Raw genomic sequence first — 17,737 nt, 5'->3', positions numbered from 1 at the left:
CACCAGGCCGCGCGTCAGCCACCCAGGGTCTGGCGCCGAGCGGCCGAAGGATCCAGGCTCGGTCCCTCGGGCAACCGCGCCACCAGACCGGCGGGCAGCCGCACCGGACGCGCCGACGGGTACCCGAGCATCTTCAGCACATCCGGTGAAGCCAGCGGATAGCGGCGCCCCATGTCGGTCACCACGGTCAGCGTCCCGGCCGGGGCCTGCGCCGACGGCATCGCCTCGACGACGATCGCGCTGCCCGGCGGCACGTGGACGCGGTCCGCGAGTGGCGTCCCGGCGGCGGTCCGGCGGGCCGTGGTGGACATCGGATCCGCGGCGGGTAGCGCGGGATCGACGGTCAGCGAAGGGGCCGCCGATCCATCGAGGAAGGTGGCGCACACGGTGGCGTCCTGGTCGCGCAGGCGTGCGATGGCCGGACGAGCGGCAGGTGCCGCGCCCGCCTCGGCCTGGATCGGGTCCAGTTGCCGGGACATGGTCGCCAGCGAAGGCGGCAGCGGCACGGTTTTCGGTTCGGCACCGGGGTAGGCGGCGAGCATCTGGGAGCTCGCGCGCTGGACGTCGTACTGCAGTTCGGTGATCGGCCGCAGGGCGTCCCGTTCGGCCAGGTAGTGCTGCCTGCCGCCGCCGGAAGTCTGCACCATCAGCAGCATCCCGTTCCGGATGTCGGTCCGGCCCGGCACCGCGGTGGACACCTCCCCCGCCGCCGCGACGGGAAGCGGGCCGATCGGCGTGCCTTCCGGCAGCACGTCGAGCCATGCCCTGCCGACCCTGGCCCACGGCTCGGCGGTGAGCGCGAGCCCGGTGCCGACGGCACCGTAGTCGTTGATCTTGTGCCGGTGCCCGCGCCACACCAGGAACCGGTCGCCGGTCGACGTCGATTCCACCAGCAGCGCCTGATCCGCCAGGTCCGCACCGCCCGACGGCGACGCGCCCGCCAGCAGGACCGACTCCTCGATCCGGCTGCCCGCGAGGTCGCTGGCGGGTGCCGAGCACAGCGACCACGAGCCGGTCAGCAGCTTTTCCGTGCCGGGCAAGGCGTCCGGCGCGTCGGCGATGCCGATCCGGGGCCCGCGCGGGACTCCGGTGAGCGAGTCGCGCGAAACCCGTTCCGTGGTGCGGTGATCGCCGAGCAGCAACAACGCCGACGCGTAGTTCGCGACGGGGTGCAGCCTGCCGTCCAGGTAGACGTACCTGGTGCCGGTCTCCTTTTCCACGATGACCGCGGAGTCCTTGCGCCAGGCGTTGTTCCCGCCGGGCACGATCATCCCGTACACCCCGACGCACGCCAGCGCCACGATCGCCAGCGCGACACTCGCGAACGCGGCACCGGACGGACGACGGAACGGCGGCTGCTCCGGATCGGTCTCCCTCGTCACCAACGCGGAAATCGCGCGCTGCACCAGGAATTGGTACGCCTGTAGTTGATCTCGTTTGGACGCCATGGTTTCAGCCCCCCAGTCCGCGGACGTAGCCGTACAGGCCGAGCACCGAGCACGCCACCGGGACGACGGCGATCATCACCAGGATCTCGAAGTATTCGGCGATCCGGCCGAGGTATGGGTTGGCGGCGCGAGTGCTCAGCACGATTCCGGCGGCGACCACGCTCGCGGCCACCGCCAGGGACAACGGTCCGGCGAGGACGAGCAGCAGCGAGCGGTCCGTCATGAGCGGTCCCGCCAGCAGGCAGCCGGCGCCGAAGATCCCGGTCGCCAGCACCAAGAGCCGCTGACGCAGGATCGGATACAGCCGCGCCCGCACCAGGAAACCGGCCGCGAGCAGGGCGACGAGGATGACCGCCGCCTCGCTGTCACTGCGGATCAGCTGTAGCTGGCAGTACATGACGACGATCGCCGCGCCGCCGAGCATCCCGGTGAGCAGCGCGTCCGCTCTGGCCACGGCGGCGTGCACGAGGTCGAGCGGTGGCTGGGGATCGTCGCGGACGAGGTCCGCGGTCGAGCGTGGCAGTACCGGCATCGGCACCCTGCCGAGCCGCAGCGCCAGCGGCGCGAACGTGGTCGAGAGCGCGAGCACGCCACCGCCGATCACGGCCGCCGACCGGTAGCCCGCCAGATCGTCGAAGGTGGCCAGCCAGCCGCCGAGCACCCCGAGCAGGCCGACGGTGGCGGCGCCCGCGAACAGTTCGGGCGCGGCGGTCACCCCGAGATGGCCGACGACGGCCGCGAGCAACAGGGCCGCGCTCGCCAGCAACAAGTGACCGGCGGAGAGCGCGCCGATCGGATCATCACCGGCCAGCAGCAGGCCGCCGCCGGTGAAGGCGAACGGAAGCGCGACAGCGGCGAGAACCGCGCCGGCCCCGGCGTCGCGGAGCGCCCGCGCGAGCAGTACGCCCGCGGCCAGCAGCAGCGCGGAAGCCGCCAGGGCCCACACCGCGGGCGACGTCCACGACGGTCCGGCGCGCAGGACCGCGACCAGGCCGAACGACAGCGCCACCGCACCGACCGCCAGCCCGGCCTGCCGCGTGTGGCGTGGTCCCCACGCCTTGCCGGTGCGGCCGGAACCCGTGGCGATCGCGTCCACGAGGTCGTCGTACTCGGGTTCCGGCCATTCGGCGCGGCGCGGCGTGAGGTGGAGGATCTCCCCGTCCCGGACCCGGTGCGCGCCCAGCGTCCGGTCCAGATCGAAGGCCGTCCCGTCGGCGCGGCGCAACTGCCAGCCGCCGCCGGCGACCCCGTCGTCGGCCATCCCCTCACCCGCCCGCGCGAGCAGGCCGGGGAGGATTTCGGCGACGGAGGCGTGTTCCGGCAGCGCCATGTCGATGCGCCGGTGCGGAGTGGTGATGGTGACCCTGACCAGGCCGGCAGTCTGCATGGGAAAAGGGTCTGCCAGCGACCGGGCCGCCGGGCAGCCACGGCAGGAACCTGCCGCCGGGAAAGTACGCCGGATCCGGCCTTCTTGCGCGACAATGGACGCATGAGCATCGAGGCAGGCGTCGGCAGACCGAGTCTGCTCGCCCAGGGCCCCATCGCCACCGTGTACGCGGGCCGGGATCCCGCCACGGGCAACGACTTCGCGGTCAAAATGTTCCCCGGTTCCTTCGACCGCGAGACGTCGGCCTGGCTCGAGCGCGAACGCAAGGCGCTGGCCACCGTGCGGTCGACGCGGTCGGTCCTGCAGATCGACGACGTCACCGCGTACCCCGACGGCCGCTCCGGTCTCCGCCGTGAACTGTGCCCGGGCTCGCTCGCCGGACTCCTGGATTCCGGTACCCGCCTGGGGGTTTCCGACGTGCTCGCCCTCGGCGCCGCGGTCGCGTCGGCGCTCGCCGCGGCGCACGGAGCAGACGTCCTGCACGGCGGGGTGAGCCCGCACAACGTGCTGTACCGCGCGTCCGGCGAGTTCGTGCTCGCCGATTTCGGCGTGGCCCTGCGGCGGCGATTCCCGCGCGACCCGATGTACGCGGTCGAGTACACCGCGCCGGAAACCCTGCGTGACGACACGCTTTCCCCCGCGTCCGACCTTTATGGACTCGGCGCGGTGCTCTACACCGCGTTGACCGGCGCGCCGCCCTTCCCCCGGCACACCGGGCAACAGCCTGGCGAGCGGATCCTGCAAGTGCTGCGGGAACCGGTGGCGCCGATCCAGGACGCGAGTGTCCCGAGGGAACTTTCCGGCACGATCCTCCGGTTGCTGGCCAAGGAACCGGCCGACCGGCCGCAGGACGTCGCGTCACTTGCCCGCTTGTTCACGAAGCTGCGCCAGCCCGGCGGCGAGGTCGTCACCGGGGAATCCCCTGACGTGCCAGGCGAAGAAGAGGACGTCGACGTCGAGTTCGACGACTTCGCCGAGGTCCACCGGCCCGCCGCTCCGGCCCCGGCGCTCCCGGCGCCGGTCCAGGTGGTGCAGGCGCCGCCGGCGAGGGGACGCACCCTGATCCGCGAGTTCAGCGGCCCGCTCAAATCCGAGCGCGAGGTTCCCTGGCGGCCCATCGCGTTGGCGGGCGCGGTAGTGCTCGTCGCCGGGCTGGCCGTGGTGCCGCTGTTCCTCGGCCCGGCGGAGATCGGCGGGCAGGCCGTCCCGGTGGCGGCCGCGATCCCGCCGCCGTCACCGGCTTCCGCACCGGCACCGGACGTCAAGCTGGCCCTCGCGCCGCCGCGGGATCAGAGCGATCACGTGCAGCTGACCTGGACCGCGGAAGGCGAACTGGACTTCGTCGTGGTCATGGCGGGCGAGCGGCTCGAGACGAAACAGCTCGTGGCCCACCGCCAGCGCAGCCTGGACGTCCCGGTCGACCCGGCGCGCCGGTACTGCTTCCAGCTCAGGGCGACCGACGGCCGTCACGTCTACACCACCGACCCGATCCCGATCCGCGGCGCCCGCTGCAACCCGTGAGGTGGCGCGTCCGGCAGGAAAGGGCCGGTACCACGCTGGCGGGAATTGCGTGTTTGACGCTTTTCTCAAGTACATGAAGGCCCCCTTGCTTGCGCCTAGGTACAGGAAGGGAGCCTTCACGGACGACGGCTGTGACGCCTGGGGTCACTGAGACTTACGTGGCGAAGCGGTGGTCCGTGAAGGCCTCCTTCCCTACCTTCAGGGTAGGCAAGGAGGCCTTCACGCCTTGCCCAAGTACTGAAGGCCCCCTTCCTTGCGCCTAGCGCCAGGGTCCCGGCAAAGTCGTGTTCACGCTGATCAGAGACGCTTGGCGCAAATCTCCCGGTTCGTTTGGTGTCCCCAATGCGGCATTGGAGGCGCTCAGCGCCACCAATGCCACATTGGGGACACCACGACCAAGCCGGAACACGTCCATGACGCGTTCGCCGTGCCCTTCAGGCAACTACTGCGAGCTGCAACAATCGACTTTGCCGGGACCCTGCGCCTAGCGCAAGGAAGGGGGCCTTCATGTACTTCAGGCGGAGCCTGCCCCCGCGGCGAAGGGCGCTTCAGCTCCCGTCGCGAGACTTGATCGGGACCAGGGTCCGCGGCTCGAGTGCCGCCAGCACCCGAGCCGCGAACGGTCTGGCGGCGAGCCCCTTGCGCACCTCGCCGACCTCTTGCCAGGCCCGCCGGACGGCGCCGTCGCCCACCGGGACACCGGACCACAGCGTCACGTCCAGCACCTTGGCCAGCCGCGCGACCGGCTCGCGGATCCCTTCCCCGGCAAGCGAACCCGCCGACTCGGCGAGATCGCGCGGGGTCATCCCGATCCGGAACGGCACACCGTGCGCGCGCAACCGGTCGCGGATCTCGTCCCAGGCACCGAGCACCCCTTCGGCACCAGAGCGGCGACGCCGCCGCCGAGCCCTGACGACCTTCGCCATCGGGACCCCGAAAAGCCAGAGAAGTCCAAAAAGGACAACAAAAGCGGCGAGCGCCAGCCACCACCAGCTCGCACCCACGTCGGCGCTCTGGTCCTCGGCGGCGTCCGGGGGCGTGCCCGGCGGAAGCTGCGGCGGACGCAACTCCTGCTCGGCGGGCAGCTGAGCCCTCGCCCGCGCGACAGCCTTGCCGGGACCGGCTTGATCCTGCTTCGCCTTGCCCGCCCTGGCGGTCGGGTCGAGCGCCACCCAGCCCGCCCCGGCGACCGCGACTTCGGGCCACGCCAGGACATCGCGGTTGTGGACGACGTTCATCCCGCCGTCGGTCTCGGCCGAACCGCGGAACCCGACGACCAGCCGCGCCGGGATGCCGCTCATCCGCGCCAAGGCCACGTACGCGGCGGCGAACTGCTCGCTCGTCCCCCGCTTGCTCTCCAGCAGGAAATGCCGCAGCTGCGGCCAGCCGTGCCCGGTCGGCAGATCCTCTTTGCCCACCGCGACCTGATAGTTCGTGCTGAGGAAGCGTTCCAGTTGCAACGCGGACTGGAACGTCGGGCGCAGTCCGCGCACGGCGTCCTTGGCCACCTGCTCGATCTCGGGCGGCACCGCGCCGAGACCGCTGAGACCGCCCGGCGCCCGTGCGTCGACCTCACCGGTACCGAGATCGACGTCGGGTGAGGACCAGGTGAGCCGGTAGTCCCGCACCGGCCCCGCCGACGGCGAATCCATCAGCAGCGTGCCGGCGGTCTCGTCCACCAGCGGCGTCAACCCGTCCACACCGGTGAGACCCGGATGACTCGGCAGCCACGGTCCCGCGAGTCCGCGCACCCGCAGCTCGGCGGTGCCACTCGCACCGTCCGGCGCGCCGTCGAGACCCGCGCCGAGCCGCCGGAGCCGGGAATCGGCCAGCCAGTTGGAGCCGTCGAAACCGTTCAGCACGATCAAGCGCCACTGGTCGACCGGCGTGTCACTCCGGTAGCGGAAGACCTCTTCGTCCGGCTGTGTCAGCCGCTGCGCGATCTCGTCCAGCGGATTGGCCAACCTGCTCCGAGGCGGCGGTGCGGCCTGGGTGTCCTTGAGTGTCAGCGGATCGCGGCCGACCGGGTCGAGCACGGCGAGCGCGACCGCACCGGCGACGAGCGCGACCACAGTGGACAGTGCGGGCCACACCGCCGATCCCGTCACCCGCCAGGAGAACCGCGGCCCACCGGGCGTCCTACTCACCGATCGGGTGCGACGGCCGGTCCAGAGCAGGAGTCCGGCGGGCAGCGCGTAGGCCAGCGCCGCCGCCACCGCGCCGATACCCGTCAACGCCTGATACGCCTGCGCGAGTCCGGCGACGACCAGGCTCGGCACGAGCGCCACGAGCGGTTTCTTCAGGCGCAGCACCAGTTCCAGCCCGAGCACGACGGCGAGCAGCACCGTCAGCGGAACGAACAGCAACTGGTCGGGGACCGGTCGCGCGGGCCAGGTGGACTGCAGGGTGAGCCGCCAGCCCTCGGTGAGTCCGCGTGCCACCCCCTGCAACGACGCCCCGGTGGGGAGGAAGGCGAGCGTGGTCGACGTCAGCACCGTCTCGACCAGGCCGAGCAGACCGGCAAGCGCCACGAGCAACGGCCTGAAGGGAGTCAGTTTGGGGAACTTGGCGGTCAGCTCGACGCAGCCGTAGCCGACGAGGACGACCACGAGCACCGGAACGAGCAGCGGTTCCCAGCCGAACACCGGCGTGAACAGCAGTCCGGCGACCCCGGACGCGACGAGCAGCGCGGCGACCGCGATCCGGTCGAATCCTGCGCTCATGCCTTGCCCGCCAAGGAATTCCACCGTGCCGCGGCACCGGCCGCGTCGACCGCGATGATCAGGCCGTTCGCCCCAGCCGACGGCCTGAGGTCGCCGAGCCGGAACACGGTGTCGGGCTGCCAGCGCGCGGCGTGGCCGAGATCGGCGTCCGGCCCGGTGATCACGACGAGCACGCCGCCGGGACGCGACGCGGCGGCCAGTGCCGAGGGCAGCAGCGGCGCGTCGTCCGCCGCGTCCTGGGTGACGAGCGCGAGTTCGTCCAGCAACGTCCTCGCCGCACGCACCCCGCTGTCGGTCAGGGTGTCCGCGCCGGTGGCGGTGATGAGGCGACAATGCTGCCCCGCCGACGCCGACGCGTAGAACAGCGAGGCCGCCACTTCGACGGCCTCCTCGAAAACGCCCACGTTCATCGACGCGCGCCGCGTGTCGAGCACGGCGGTGAACCGCGGCTGGGCCGGGTCGGCGTACTCGCGCACCATGAGCCGTCCGGTCCTGGCGGTCGCTTTCCAGTGCAGATGCCGGACCTCGTCGCCGACCACGTACTCCCGCACCGCGCGCAGATCCGCCGACCCGCGCAGCGGCGGGTCGGTGATCGGGCCTTCGTGGTGGTGCCGCGGATGCCCCGCCTGTGCCGCGCGCACCGCGTGCCGTCGCGGATGCACCCACAACCACGCGGTGCCCCCGACGGTCTGGTCGCCGCGGGCGAGGTCGAAAAGGTCCGGCCGGTGCACCACGAGCGGGCCGACCCGCAGCTTCCCCCGGGTCGTCGTCGGCAGTTCGTAGTGGTAAATCGCTTCCGCGCCGGGGGCGAGCGGGCGCACGCGCAGGTGATGCGTTTCGGTCCCGATGCCGTCGCCCGCGGAGAAACCGCCGTGACGGCGCGAACCGGTGTTGCGCACGACGAGCGAGGCCAGCGCGGGCTTGCCGCATTCGACTCGGTCCGGCTGGACGGTCCGGCCGATCTCCACCTTCGGCCGGAACCTGGTGGTGGCCAAGGCGATCAGCACCGCGCCCGCCGCGATCCCCGCGAAGGCACGGAAAAACGTGTATCCGGCGAACTCGCCGAGGGCGTAGAACCCGACGGCGAAGGCGAGCACGATGACGCCGCGGCGGGTGAGCCGCACGCCTACCTCCCCATCGCGGCCATGGGAGCGGCCGTCGCGCCCAGGAGTTCGTCGACGATGTCGGCGGTCCGCCGCTGGTTGAGTTCGGCGTCGGGGGTCAGCACGAGACGGTGGTCCAGCACCGGATGCGCGACGTCCTTGACGTCGTCCGGCGTCACGAAGTCGCGGCCGAAGGTGGCAGCGAGCCCCTGTGCCGCCCGGATCAGCGCGATACTGCCGCGCGGGCTCGCGCCGTAGCGGACGTCCGGATGCGACCGGCTCGCCGCGGCCAGCCGGACCGCGTAGTTGACGATCTCCGGTGCCAGATGGGACTTCCGGACCTCGCTGATCACCTGCTGGACGTCGGCGATGCCCAGCACCGGCTTCAGTTCGTCCGGGGTCACGCCGGCGCAGTCACCCATCACCACCCGCATCTCGGACTCGAGATCCGGATAACCGACCGAAATGCGCATGAGGAACCGGTCCAGCTGCGCTTCGGGCAGCCGGTAGGTGCCTTCCAGCTCGATCGGGTTCTGCGTCGCCACCACGAGGAACGGCCTCGGCACCGCCTGGCCGACCGAATCGACGGTCACCCGGCGCTCGGCCATCACCTCCAGCAGCGCGGCCTGCGTCTTCGGTGTCCCCCGGTTGATCTCGTCCGCCAGCACGACGTTCGCGAAGATCCCGCCGGGGTGGAACTGGAAACGCTCGGCGTTCTGGTGGTAGACCATCACGCCGGTGATGTCACCGGGCAGCAGGTCGGGCGTGAACTGGATCCGGCTCCACTTGCCGCCGATGCTGGCGGCGAGGCAGCGCGCGATCGTCGTCTTCCCGACACCGGGGACGTCCTCCATCAGCAGGTGCCCTTCGGCGAACAGTGCCGCCACGGTGAGCCGGACGACCTCCGGTTTGCCGCGCACCACCGATTGCACGTTCTCGGCGATCTGCTCGTAGGCGACCCTGGGTGTGAGCGTCACAGAACTTCCTTGTCTTTTCGTCGGCGCAGTCCCACCAGCGCCATCGGGGCGAGCCAGACCAGCGCGCCGCCCATCGTGGGCACGCCCCGCCAGCTGTCCTCCGCAGTGCCCGCGGAGGTCTTGATGGTGACGGTGATCGTGATGGCGCCGACCCAGCTGACGTCCGCGATGGTCAGCGTCGTCGATCCGGAACACGGGGCAGGCTTGCTCGGGCTCAAGAATTCCGGGGTGCAGGTCGCCGGGGCGCCCTTACCGTCGGCCTTGACCGAAACGAGCAGGTCGCCATCCTTGCTCACCACTTTGGTGATCGTCACCGTCGGCGGGCCCGACGCTACCGGCACGGTGACCTTCCTGCTCCCGGCGGCCCCGGTGAGCGCGGATCCCGAACCGAACTTCGTGACCGCGCGGACCGTGATGGTGATGGCGCCGGTGACCCCGGTGAATTCCGTGGACGTGGCCGAAAGCTTGCGCTCGCCCTGGCCCGTCGCGCTCACCAGGTAGTGCACCAGCGTGCCGCCACGGAGGTCGGGCTGGGTCCAGCTCACCGAGACCTTCCCAGCGGCGCTGGCGTTCGCGGTGACGACCGGGGCCGTGGCGGGTCGCGACGACGGTCCCGGGACGACCGCCTTGGCACTGGCACCCGCCCCGACTCCCGCCGAGTTCTCCGCGACCACGGTGATCACGTACGGCGTTCCGTTCTTCAGCCCGGAAACGGTGGTCCCCCGTGCCGACCCGCCGACCCGCGTGGAACCGCCGGACCAGGTCAGCCGGTAGCCGGTGACCCGTGCGCCGTTGTCGGCGGCCGGGCTCCACGAGACCTTGACCGAGCCGTCCCCCGAGCTCGCGCCCACGTTCCTCGGCGCGCCGGGTGGAGTCGCCCTCGCCACCGGCGGCGGGGCCTTCTTCTGGGTGTTCGGGGGCGCCTGCTGCTGTTGCTGTTGCTGCTGCTGCTGTTGTTGCTGCTGGGGCGGGGGTTCCGCACCGGGCGGCGGTTCCGGGGCGGACGACGGCGCGCCCGCGGTCTGGCTGTTGGCCGCCTTGTCGACGTCGACGTCGAGCACCGCGCCGTTCTCGCCGTTGACGACCAGCACGTGCGAACCGTCGGCGCTGTCGACGTAGATCCGGTTGTCCTCGCCCTTGGCCAGCCTCGGCGGAGTCCCCTCACCGGGCACCTTCGCGGTGGACTTGAGCGTGCCCGCGAGGTCGTAGGTCAGCACCTCACCGCGGGTTTCGTCGACCATGGCGACGACGTTCGACGAGGAGACCGGGCCGTTGAACCGGCTGCCCTTGGTCAGCTCGACCGAAATCGGCTTCGCGGACGGGCGGTCCTGATCGAGGCCGCTGATGTCGATCAGGTGGAGCTGGTTGCGCTCCGGGTCGGCGATGGCCAGCCGGTCACCGACGGCGCTGTTGGCCACCTGGGCCGACGGCGAAAGCTTGATGCCGAGCGGGAGGCCTTCGCCGAGCCCGTCCAGGCCGACCCGGTGGAGGCTGTCGCCGGTGGTGTCGAGCACGACCGGCCGGTCGCCGACCAGCGTGAGCCCTCCGCCGTGCGACGGCGGGAGGTGCGCGGTGCAGGTCAGGACGGCGGCGCCCTTGGGCAGCTCGCAGATCGCGCCGTTGTCGACGCGGTGCACCCACACCGTGCCGTCGACGGTCGCGACCGGCCTGGACAGTGGCCCCCCTGCGGGCACTGTCGCCGCCGGGTCACCGAGGCGCACGATCTGACCGGCGTTGCGGTAGACCAGGTACGGCCCGCCCGCGATCTCCATCACGAACGGGGTTTCCGGCGCGGGCGGCGGAGTGGACTCCTCCACGCTCAACGTCGCCTTGTCGAACTCCGTGATGCGGTTCCGCTCGACCACGTAACCCGAATCGTCCCCCTGCACGACCTGGCTGCCGCGTTCGGCGCCGGGCACGTTCGCGCGCGCGTCGACGCGGTTCGTCGAGCCGTCGACGTGGAAGGCCGACTGGGCGGCGTCGTTGTAGACCCAGTGGCCGACCTGGACGAACTCCAGCCCTTCCGGGGTCGACGCCTGCCCGGTCACGGCCAGGCCGACCAGCGCGAGGCAGCCCGTGACCACCAGCGCCACGGCCATCCTGGTCCTGGCAACCACGCTGAATCGCTTCGTGCCCCGCTCGTCGGTGTTCACGCGATCAACCTAGAGAGTGACCATGAAATTTCGATGAAACACCCTGTCCCTGGCTTGACGGCCCGTGTCATCGAAACCTCATGTTGGCCTCGGCACGCTGCGGGGGACACGGAGGAGAGCCTATCGGCGGAGCTGAGATGGGATGCGGAAAGTGACCACACGCGTGAACCCGCCCGGCCGCAGGCCCCGCTATCGCGGTGGCAGGGCGCCTTGTCGGCGGGCTTGACGTGGCTGACCAAGCAGCGCCCTGCCGACGTCGATCGCGGTCGCGGGTTCACCACCAGATATCGAGGAGGCACGACGATGACCGATCTCGGCGCGGCCAGGACGGGCGGGCGGTTCCCCGCGCCGCCCCCGCCGCTTCCCCAGGCGGCACCGGCCGTACCGCGGGCCGGGGCCCTGCCCGACCCGCTCGCCTACGCCGCGCCCGCCGCGCGAGCCGCCGCACGTGAGGCGGCGCTCGCGGCCCTGACCGCCGCTCGCCAGGCGGAGCAACAGCCGCGATGGTCCGCGACGGTGCCCAGCCCCACCCCGGTGCCCAGCCCGCCGCCGTCGAATCCACCGGTGCCTGCTCCAGGACGGCGTCCTGGCCGGTTCGGCGGGATCGGGGTGCTGCAAATCGTCTGCTGGCAGCTCGTCCTCGTCTCGCTCGTCCTGGTGGCGGGACGGCCATGGCCGTTGGCGGCCGCCGTGGTCACCGCGGCCGTGGTGGTCGTGGCGCTGACCGCCGTGCGGATCCGGGGGCGCTGGCTCTACGAATGGCTCGGTTCGGCGTCGGGGTACCTGGCGCGCGACCGCGACCGGGACCTCCGGAACGCGGGCGAGGCCGGCCGGGCGCTGCTGCGCCTGCTGTCACCGGAAGCGGCCGGGTCCACCGGCGAGATCGGTGACGAAACGGTGTTCATGGTCAGCCGCGCCGACGGGATCACCGCTGTGCTGCAACCGAAATCGGCCGCGCGGGAGCAGCCGATGCCGTCGCCGCTGACGTTGCTGCCGCCGTCGCGGGAACAGGCCTTGGACGTCGCCGCGCAGGTCATCCACCACGTCGGCGCGGACCGCTCGCGGCCGCCGCGTGGCTGGGTCGCGCTGCAGGCCCTGCGCACGGTCGACGTCCATCGCGACGCCGATGTGCGGCAGGCACTCGGGAACACGGTCCGGCGCGTGCGGCGGCAGCTCCGTCGCGACGGGCTTCCGGTACGGGCACTCGCCGAAAACGAGGTCCTCGGCGCGCTCGCGTCGCTGGCGCACGTCACGGCGGGCCGGGCCCGCATCCGGGAGGAATGGCGGTTCTGGCACAGCGGCCCGATCTGCCAAGCGACCTTCCGCCTCGACGGCTGGGCCGCGCTGTCCCCGGTGCTCGCGGCCCAGCTTTCACGCCGTCTGCTCGCCGCCGCGCCCCGGACAGCGGTGACGCTCGCCGTGACCGCGCGCCGCAGCGCCGCCGAGACCGAACCCCGGGTCAGTGCGGCGATCCGCGTCGCCGCCGCGGGCGCTCAGGCGGTGGAGCACGCGGTGCGCGATCTGGAACTCGCCGCGCGCCGGGGCGGGCTCACCCTGGAACGTCTCGACGGCAGGCACGCCAAAGGGGTGGCCGCCACACTGCCGATCGGGGTCAGTTGAGCACGACGATCGCGACGTTGAGCGCCGTCGCGTACAACGTCCAGACGAGGTACGGCAGCAGCAAAGCGGCCGAAACCCGGGAAGACCGGCGGAAGTGGAGCGCGGTGACGACGATCGCGACGTCGAGCAGGACGATGTCGGCCAACGCCAGCGTGTAGGCACCGGCGGCGAAGAACAACGGAGTCCACGCGGCGTTCAGGACCAGTTGCGCCGCGTACCAGACCAGCCCGCGACGCTCGCCGCCGGATTTCCAGTACAGCCAGCCCGAAACCGCGATCCCGAGATACAGGACCGTCCACACCGGACCGAACAGCCACGCGGGCGGCGCGAACGGCGGCAAGTCAAGTCCACTGTAGACGGATCGGGCGTTCGCGGCGGCCAGCCCGCCGACGACCGCGGCCACCGCCACGGCGGCCAGGAACGGCAGAAAGGCCAGTGGCGCGCGGAGCCGTCCTGGGATCGTGGTCATGGATCGAGCGTAAGGCCGTGGCCAGGGTCTCGCGCGCTCAAACCCTTGACGTACGCCCGTAAGATCGACTGCGCGATGAATGACGAGACTTTCCTTGCCCAGGTGGCCGACAGCCTGGCCGCGCTTCCCGCCGTGCACGCCGTCACCCTCGGCGGATCCCGCGCCCAGAACACGCATGATCCCGGCAGCGACTGGGATTTCGCCGTCTACTACCGCGGCGGGTTCGACCCGGCGGAGCTGCGCGCCGTCGGCTGGGATGGCGAGGTCTCCGAAATCGGCGCCTGGGGCGGCGGCGTGTTCAACGGCGGCGCCTGGCTGACGATCGACGGCAGGCAGGTCGACGTCCATTACCGCGACCTCGACTCCGTCGACCACCACCTCGCCGAAGCGCGGCAGGGCCGGTTCCACTGGGAGCCGTTGATGTTCCATCTCGCCGGGATCCCGAGCTACCTGGTGGTCGCCGAACTCGCCGTCAACCGGGTGCTGCGTGGTGACCTGCCGCGGCCGGACTACCCGGAAGCGTTGCGGGAGACGGCTCCGGCGATGTGGCGGGGCCGCGCGGAGCTGACGCTGCGGTACACGCGGGGCGCGTTCGTCCCGCGCGGGCAGGCCACGGAGGTCGCGGGCGCGCTGGCCGTCGCCGCCATGGAGACCGCGCACGCGGTACTGGCGGCCCGCGGCGAATGGGTCACCAACGAGAAGCGGCTGTTGCGGCGAGCGGGCTTGCGCGAGATCGACGCGATCGTCGCCGGTCTGCGCGCGGACCCCGACGTCCTCGCCAAGGCCGTCGACGAGGCGGAAGCCCTGTTCCGCCTCTAATCACGCGTGTTCGCCATCCAGTCACGGGTGTTCGCCGTTCAATCACAGCAAGGACGTGTGGCGGGCGTCACGGAATGACCGTCGATCTTCAGCGCTACAGAGAGGTAAGACCCGTACTTACCCAAGGGAGTGACATGTCCGCTACCGCCACGCCGGAAGAGACCGCTCTGGCCGTCCCCGCGCTCGACGACTTCGACTTCCCGCTCACCGACGGAGCCGCTTGCCGCATCGACGACCCCGACTGCGAAGCCTGCCAGTAAGCACCTAAAGGCCCCCTTCACTGCGTCTAGCGCTAGTGCCCGAAAGGGCCGAGCTGCAAGATCTCGACCTTGCCGGGACCCTGGCGCCTAGTGTCCTGCGTCCGAAGTCCCTGTCGTAAGTACGCGGGCAAGCACGGTGACCCCGTTCGCCGAACTCACGTGCTCAGAAACGTGACTCACGTGCTTGTAGCCGTAACTCGCGTGTGCGGTCTCCAAGCACGCGAGATCCGCCTCTGAGCACGTGAAATACAGCTCTGAGCACGTGAGTGCGGGGTTTGATCCAGGTTCCCGCTGGACGCACGAACCTCCGGCGCAGGACACTAGCGCAGTAAAGGGGTCTTCGCGGGCGATCGTGACCTCACGACGGGGACTGGCGATCCCGGCGATGGTCGACGGCGTCCCGCCGCACCTGCTCGGTATGCGCGCCGATCTCCCCGAGCCGCTCGGCGAAACCGGTGTGCTCGCGGGGAAGGCGGGCGCGCAGGTCGGCGAGTGGCGCCAGGAGTCCGGTCACGTCGTTCTCGCCCAGCGCCGTGCTGAGCCTGTCGGCGCTTTTCCTCGCCCGGGCGTCCAGTCCGTCCAGCGCACCGGCCTGCCCGGCCAGTTGCCGCAGGATCGCCGAATTGCGCCGGGCCCAGTCCGCCACGGCGCGATCTCCCGCGCGCCGCTCGCGTTCCGCGTCGACGCGCGCCTCACCCGTGTTCTCCCCGGTGACGGACGGCCGCAACCGCAGGAACCGCCGCTCCGCCGCCTGACGGCTCGCGACTCCCAGCGCCGGAGCGAGCGAGGTCCAGCTGGTTCCGCCCGCCCGGGCCGCCGCGATCAGCTCCGGCTCCCACGCGGCCAGTTCTTCACGCACCGCCCTCAGCGCGGCCAAGGCCGTCAAGAGCCGGTCCGGTTCGGCGGCGCCGGACCGGGCCTCGGCCACGACGTCATGCACGGTCCGGACCATTCGCGAAGGGTCTGCGTCGTTCATTGTCATCCCATCGACGACTCGACAGTTGTCATCTTTCCGATGACATGTTAGAACAGTGGGGCGTGTTGACACCAGAGACAACGAACCCAGGAGGTGGAACCCGATGTTGATGCGCACAGACCCGTTCCGCGAGCTGGACCGCCTCACCCAGCAGGTGTTCGGCGCCGCGAACCCGGGAACCTGGTCCAAACCGGCCACGATGCCGATGGACGCCTATCGCGACGGCGACGAGTTCGTCGTCAGCTTCGACCTTCCCGGCGTCGCCGCCGACGCGATCGAACTGGACATCGAACGCAACGTCCTGACGGTCAAGGCGGAGCGGCGGCCTGCCCCCGGTAAAGACGTCCAGATGCAGGTCTCCGAACGTCCGCTGGGTGTCTTCTCCCGTCAGCTGTTCCTCGGCGACGCCCTCGACACGGACCGCATCGCGGCCGAGTACGAAGCCGGGGTGCTGACGCTGCGCATCCCGGTCGCCGAAAAGGCCAAACCACGGCGTATCGAGATCACCGGCGCCGAGTCCGACCGCAGGGAGATCCAGGCCTGAGTGTCTCGTCCGGTGCGGGGCCGGCGGGCCCCGCACCGGACGAGACCGGGGAAGAAGGGGAATCCTCGTTGATCGCGACACTCGTCATGCCTGCCCACCGCACCCGCCCCCTCGACGACGTGTGGGGCTATCTCGCCGAAGTCACCGCCGCCCTCGGGGTCGGCCTCGAATCCTGCACCGTCGACCACGACAGCCCGGTCTCGGCCTACGTCGCCCTTGACGAGCGGCTCCCCCGTCACCCCGGGCGTGACGTCGCCCTGCTGTGGGACGAAGTCCACGGCTGGGCCGCGGCGATCGAGACCCACTCCGGCGAGGACCTCATCGTCCTCCGTTATCTCGGCGGGGAAACCGCGACCCCGCCACCGGCTCGGGTCGCGCGCTTCGTCACGGCCTTGCGTGAGAACGACGACCGCGCCGGACAGCTCACTCCGCCGGACTTCGCGGGTGGATCGGCCTCGTACCGGGTCGAACAAACGGCTTAAGCGTCGAGCCGCCCACGCAGGTCGTGCAGGATCTTCGTGAGCAGCCGGGAGACGTGCATCTGGGAAAGGCCGACCCGTTCGGCGATCTGCGACTGGGTCAGGCCGTCGAAGAACCGCATCGTGACGATCGCCCGCTCCCGTTCCGGCAGCCGTTTCAGCAACGGGACCACGGTGTGGCGGTCCTCGATGCGCTCGAAGCGGGCATCCAGCTCCCCCACCACGTCCGCCAAGGGAGCCGAGCCCTCCCCGTCGTTGACCGACCGGTCGAGGGACGACGTCTGGTAGCTGTTCGCGGCGAGCAGACCCTCTCGGACGGTGTCGACGGCCACGTCCAGGTGACCGGCGAGTTCACTCGGAGTCGGGGCGCGACCAAGGATCTGCGTGAGTTCCGTGGTTCCCCGCGAAAGCCGGGCCCGCAGCTCCTGCATCCCGCGCGGGACGTGCACCGCCCAGCCGGTGTCGCGAAAGAAGCGACGCACTTCGCCCATGACCGTCGGCACCGCGTAAGCCACGAAATCCGCGCCCTGGCCGGGGTCGAACCGGTCCACGGCCTTAATCAGCCCGATGCGGGCCACCTGGATCAGATCTTCCCTCGGCTGGCCTCGGCCACTGAACCGGACCGCGATGTGCTCGGCGATCGGCAGGAGTTCGAGGATCAGGCGTTCGCGCACAGGTCGCCGGTCCGGATGATCGGCGGGCAAGGCGGCCAGCTCGTCGAAGAGGGGACGGCAGTGCGAATAGTCGTCAGTCCGCCGCGTCCTTCCGCCCCGAGGGGCGGGCACGACGCCCTGATCCTTCACCAGGGATGCAGTGCTCACCGCAGACATGCCTCCACTCCCGTCGTCCTATCGCGGATACCCGGGGGTCCGGGACGGCAAACATCGACGGGGAGGCCGGATCCCTACTCGGTGATCTTCAGCGTCGACAGCAGGCCGGTGAGTTCGATGGCCCGGTGCAAGACCTTCGAGGGCGTGATGCGCAGCTCGATACCCGACTCCGTACAAGACCGGTTCAGCTGGACCAGCACCGACAAACCTGAAGAATCACAAAAGCCGACACCGGTCATGTCGATCACCGCGACGCCCGCCCAGCCCGCCAGCAGCGCGCGGGTCTCCGTCAGGAGCCGAGGACTGGTCGAGATGTCGATATCTCCGACCACTTCGATGGTGACGGCATCGTGGGAGCGCCCCGCCTCGATCACGGCAAGTGGAGCAGGTTGCCCGATTTCGGTGTTGAACGCCATTCAACGAAGGTA

16 protein-coding genes are annotated in these 17,737 nt (G+C 70.9%); 6 read left to right on the top strand and 10 right to left on the bottom strand.

The window, feature by feature from the left end; all coding sequences use genetic code 11:
• Positions 1 to 14 precede the first annotated feature (14 nt).
• Together eccB and eccD are read right to left on the bottom strand one after the other, a co-directional pair.
• Positions 15 to 1,448 carry a type VII secretion protein EccB gene (gene eccB, locus ACLARN_RS04780; protein WP_409490057.1) on the bottom strand — a complete coding sequence of 478 codons (1,434 nt, stop codon included), beginning with the start codon at positions 1,446 to 1,448 and terminating at the stop codon, positions 15 to 17.
• A 4-nt stretch (positions 1,449 to 1,452) separates the two neighbouring features.
• Positions 1,453 to 2,835 (bottom strand): type VII secretion integral membrane protein EccD, encoded by a 1,383-nt coding sequence (gene eccD, locus ACLARN_RS04775; protein ID WP_409490056.1) that lies wholly within the window; start codon positions 2,833 to 2,835, stop codon positions 1,453 to 1,455.
• Between the two features lie 102 nt (positions 2,836 to 2,937).
• Between eccD and ACLARN_RS04770 the strand changes: the two genes are divergently transcribed.
• A complete protein-coding gene (locus ACLARN_RS04770) occupies positions 2,938 to 4,356 on the top strand; it encodes a serine/threonine protein kinase (RefSeq protein WP_409490055.1) in 1,419 nt (472 codons plus the stop codon).
• Between the two features lie 548 nt (positions 4,357 to 4,904).
• Here the strand turns inward: ACLARN_RS04770 and ACLARN_RS04765 are convergent.
• Genes ACLARN_RS04765 through ACLARN_RS04750 form a run of 4 tightly spaced genes read right to left on the bottom strand, consistent with a single transcriptional unit; the run spans position 4,905 to position 11,312 of the window.
• Positions 4,905 to 7,079: a DUF3488 and DUF4129 domain-containing transglutaminase family protein gene (locus ACLARN_RS04765; RefSeq protein ID WP_409490054.1), complete on the bottom strand. Its 2,175-nt coding sequence runs from the start codon at positions 7,077 to 7,079 to the stop codon at positions 4,905 to 4,907.
• Positions 7,076 to 8,203, bottom strand: a complete 1,128-nt coding sequence (locus ACLARN_RS04760; RefSeq protein ID WP_409490053.1) for a DUF58 domain-containing protein — start codon at positions 8,201 to 8,203, stop codon at positions 7,076 to 7,078. Before ACLARN_RS04760 ends, ACLARN_RS04765 begins: the two co-directional genes overlap by 4 nt.
• A gap of 2 nt (positions 8,204 to 8,205) precedes the next feature.
• A complete protein-coding gene (locus tag ACLARN_RS04755) occupies positions 8,206 to 9,159 on the bottom strand; it encodes an AAA family ATPase (protein WP_409490052.1) in 954 nt (317 codons plus the stop codon).
• Positions 9,156 to 11,312, bottom strand: coding sequence for a fibronectin type III domain-containing protein (locus ACLARN_RS04750; protein WP_409490051.1), 2,157 nt, complete (start codon positions 11,310 to 11,312; stop codon positions 9,156 to 9,158). The genes ACLARN_RS04755 and ACLARN_RS04750 overlap by 4 nt, the downstream gene beginning before the upstream one ends.
• 303 nt (positions 11,313 to 11,615) lie before the next feature.
• Between ACLARN_RS04750 and ACLARN_RS04745 the strand changes: the two genes are divergently transcribed.
• Positions 11,616 to 12,932, top strand: coding sequence for a type VII secretion protein EccE (locus tag ACLARN_RS04745; RefSeq protein ID WP_409490050.1), 1,317 nt, complete (start codon positions 11,616 to 11,618; stop codon positions 12,930 to 12,932).
• On the opposite strand, the gene ACLARN_RS04740 is transcribed toward ACLARN_RS04745, so the two are convergent.
• Positions 12,925 to 13,401, bottom strand: a complete 477-nt coding sequence (locus tag ACLARN_RS04740; protein WP_409490049.1) for a TspO/MBR family protein — start codon at positions 13,399 to 13,401, stop codon at positions 12,925 to 12,927. The genes ACLARN_RS04745 and ACLARN_RS04740 overlap by 8 nt on opposite strands.
• 75 nt (positions 13,402 to 13,476) lie before the next feature.
• Here ACLARN_RS04740 and ACLARN_RS04735 point away from each other — a divergent pair, with 75 nt between their 5' ends.
• Positions 13,477 to 14,220 (top strand): nucleotidyltransferase domain-containing protein, encoded by a 744-nt coding sequence (locus ACLARN_RS04735; protein ID WP_409490048.1) that lies wholly within the window; start codon positions 13,477 to 13,479, stop codon positions 14,218 to 14,220.
• 134 nt (positions 14,221 to 14,354) lie between these two features.
• Positions 14,355 to 14,480 carry a hypothetical protein gene (locus tag ACLARN_RS04730; RefSeq protein ID WP_007031507.1) on the top strand — a complete coding sequence of 42 codons (126 nt, stop codon included), beginning with the start codon at positions 14,355 to 14,357 and terminating at the stop codon, positions 14,478 to 14,480.
• A 358-nt stretch (positions 14,481 to 14,838) separates the two neighbouring features.
• Here ACLARN_RS04730 and ACLARN_RS04725 read toward each other — a convergent pair whose 3' ends face one another.
• Positions 14,839 to 15,456, bottom strand: coding sequence for an HSP18 transcriptional regulator (locus ACLARN_RS04725; RefSeq protein WP_409490047.1), 618 nt, complete (start codon positions 15,454 to 15,456; stop codon positions 14,839 to 14,841).
• A gap of 103 nt (positions 15,457 to 15,559) precedes the next feature.
• Between ACLARN_RS04725 and ACLARN_RS04720 the strand changes: the two genes are divergently transcribed.
• Complete coding sequence (locus tag ACLARN_RS04720; RefSeq protein WP_409490046.1) at positions 15,560 to 16,000, top strand: Hsp20/alpha crystallin family protein; 441 nt, start codon at positions 15,560 to 15,562, stop codon at positions 15,998 to 16,000.
• An 86-nt stretch (positions 16,001 to 16,086) separates the two neighbouring features.
• Positions 16,087 to 16,482 carry a DUF6292 family protein gene (locus ACLARN_RS04715; protein ID WP_409490367.1) on the top strand — a complete coding sequence of 132 codons (396 nt, stop codon included), beginning with the start codon at positions 16,087 to 16,089 and terminating at the stop codon, positions 16,480 to 16,482.
• Here ACLARN_RS04715 and ACLARN_RS04710 read toward each other — a convergent pair.
• Both ACLARN_RS04710 and ACLARN_RS04705 read right to left on the bottom strand, forming a co-directional pair.
• Positions 16,479 to 17,264: a SigB/SigF/SigG family RNA polymerase sigma factor gene (locus ACLARN_RS04710; RefSeq protein WP_409490366.1), complete on the bottom strand. Its 786-nt coding sequence runs from the start codon at positions 17,262 to 17,264 to the stop codon at positions 16,479 to 16,481. The two genes, ACLARN_RS04715 and ACLARN_RS04710, sit on opposite strands and share 4 nt — an antisense overlap.
• Positions 17,265 to 17,383: 119 nt before the next feature.
• Entirely contained in the window at positions 17,384 to 17,725 is a 342-nt protein-coding gene (locus ACLARN_RS04705) for an STAS domain-containing protein (protein ID WP_409490045.1), read from the bottom strand.
• Positions 17,726 to 17,737: the final 12 nt, after the last annotated feature.

Source organism: Amycolatopsis sp. cmx-11-12 (assembly GCF_046269425.1).
In the GTDB taxonomy this organism is placed as follows: Bacteria; Actinomycetota; Actinomycetes; order Mycobacteriales; family Pseudonocardiaceae; genus Amycolatopsis.
The sequence above is the reverse complement of the archived record's forward strand: the minus strand, read 5'-3'. Positions and strand labels throughout refer to the sequence as shown.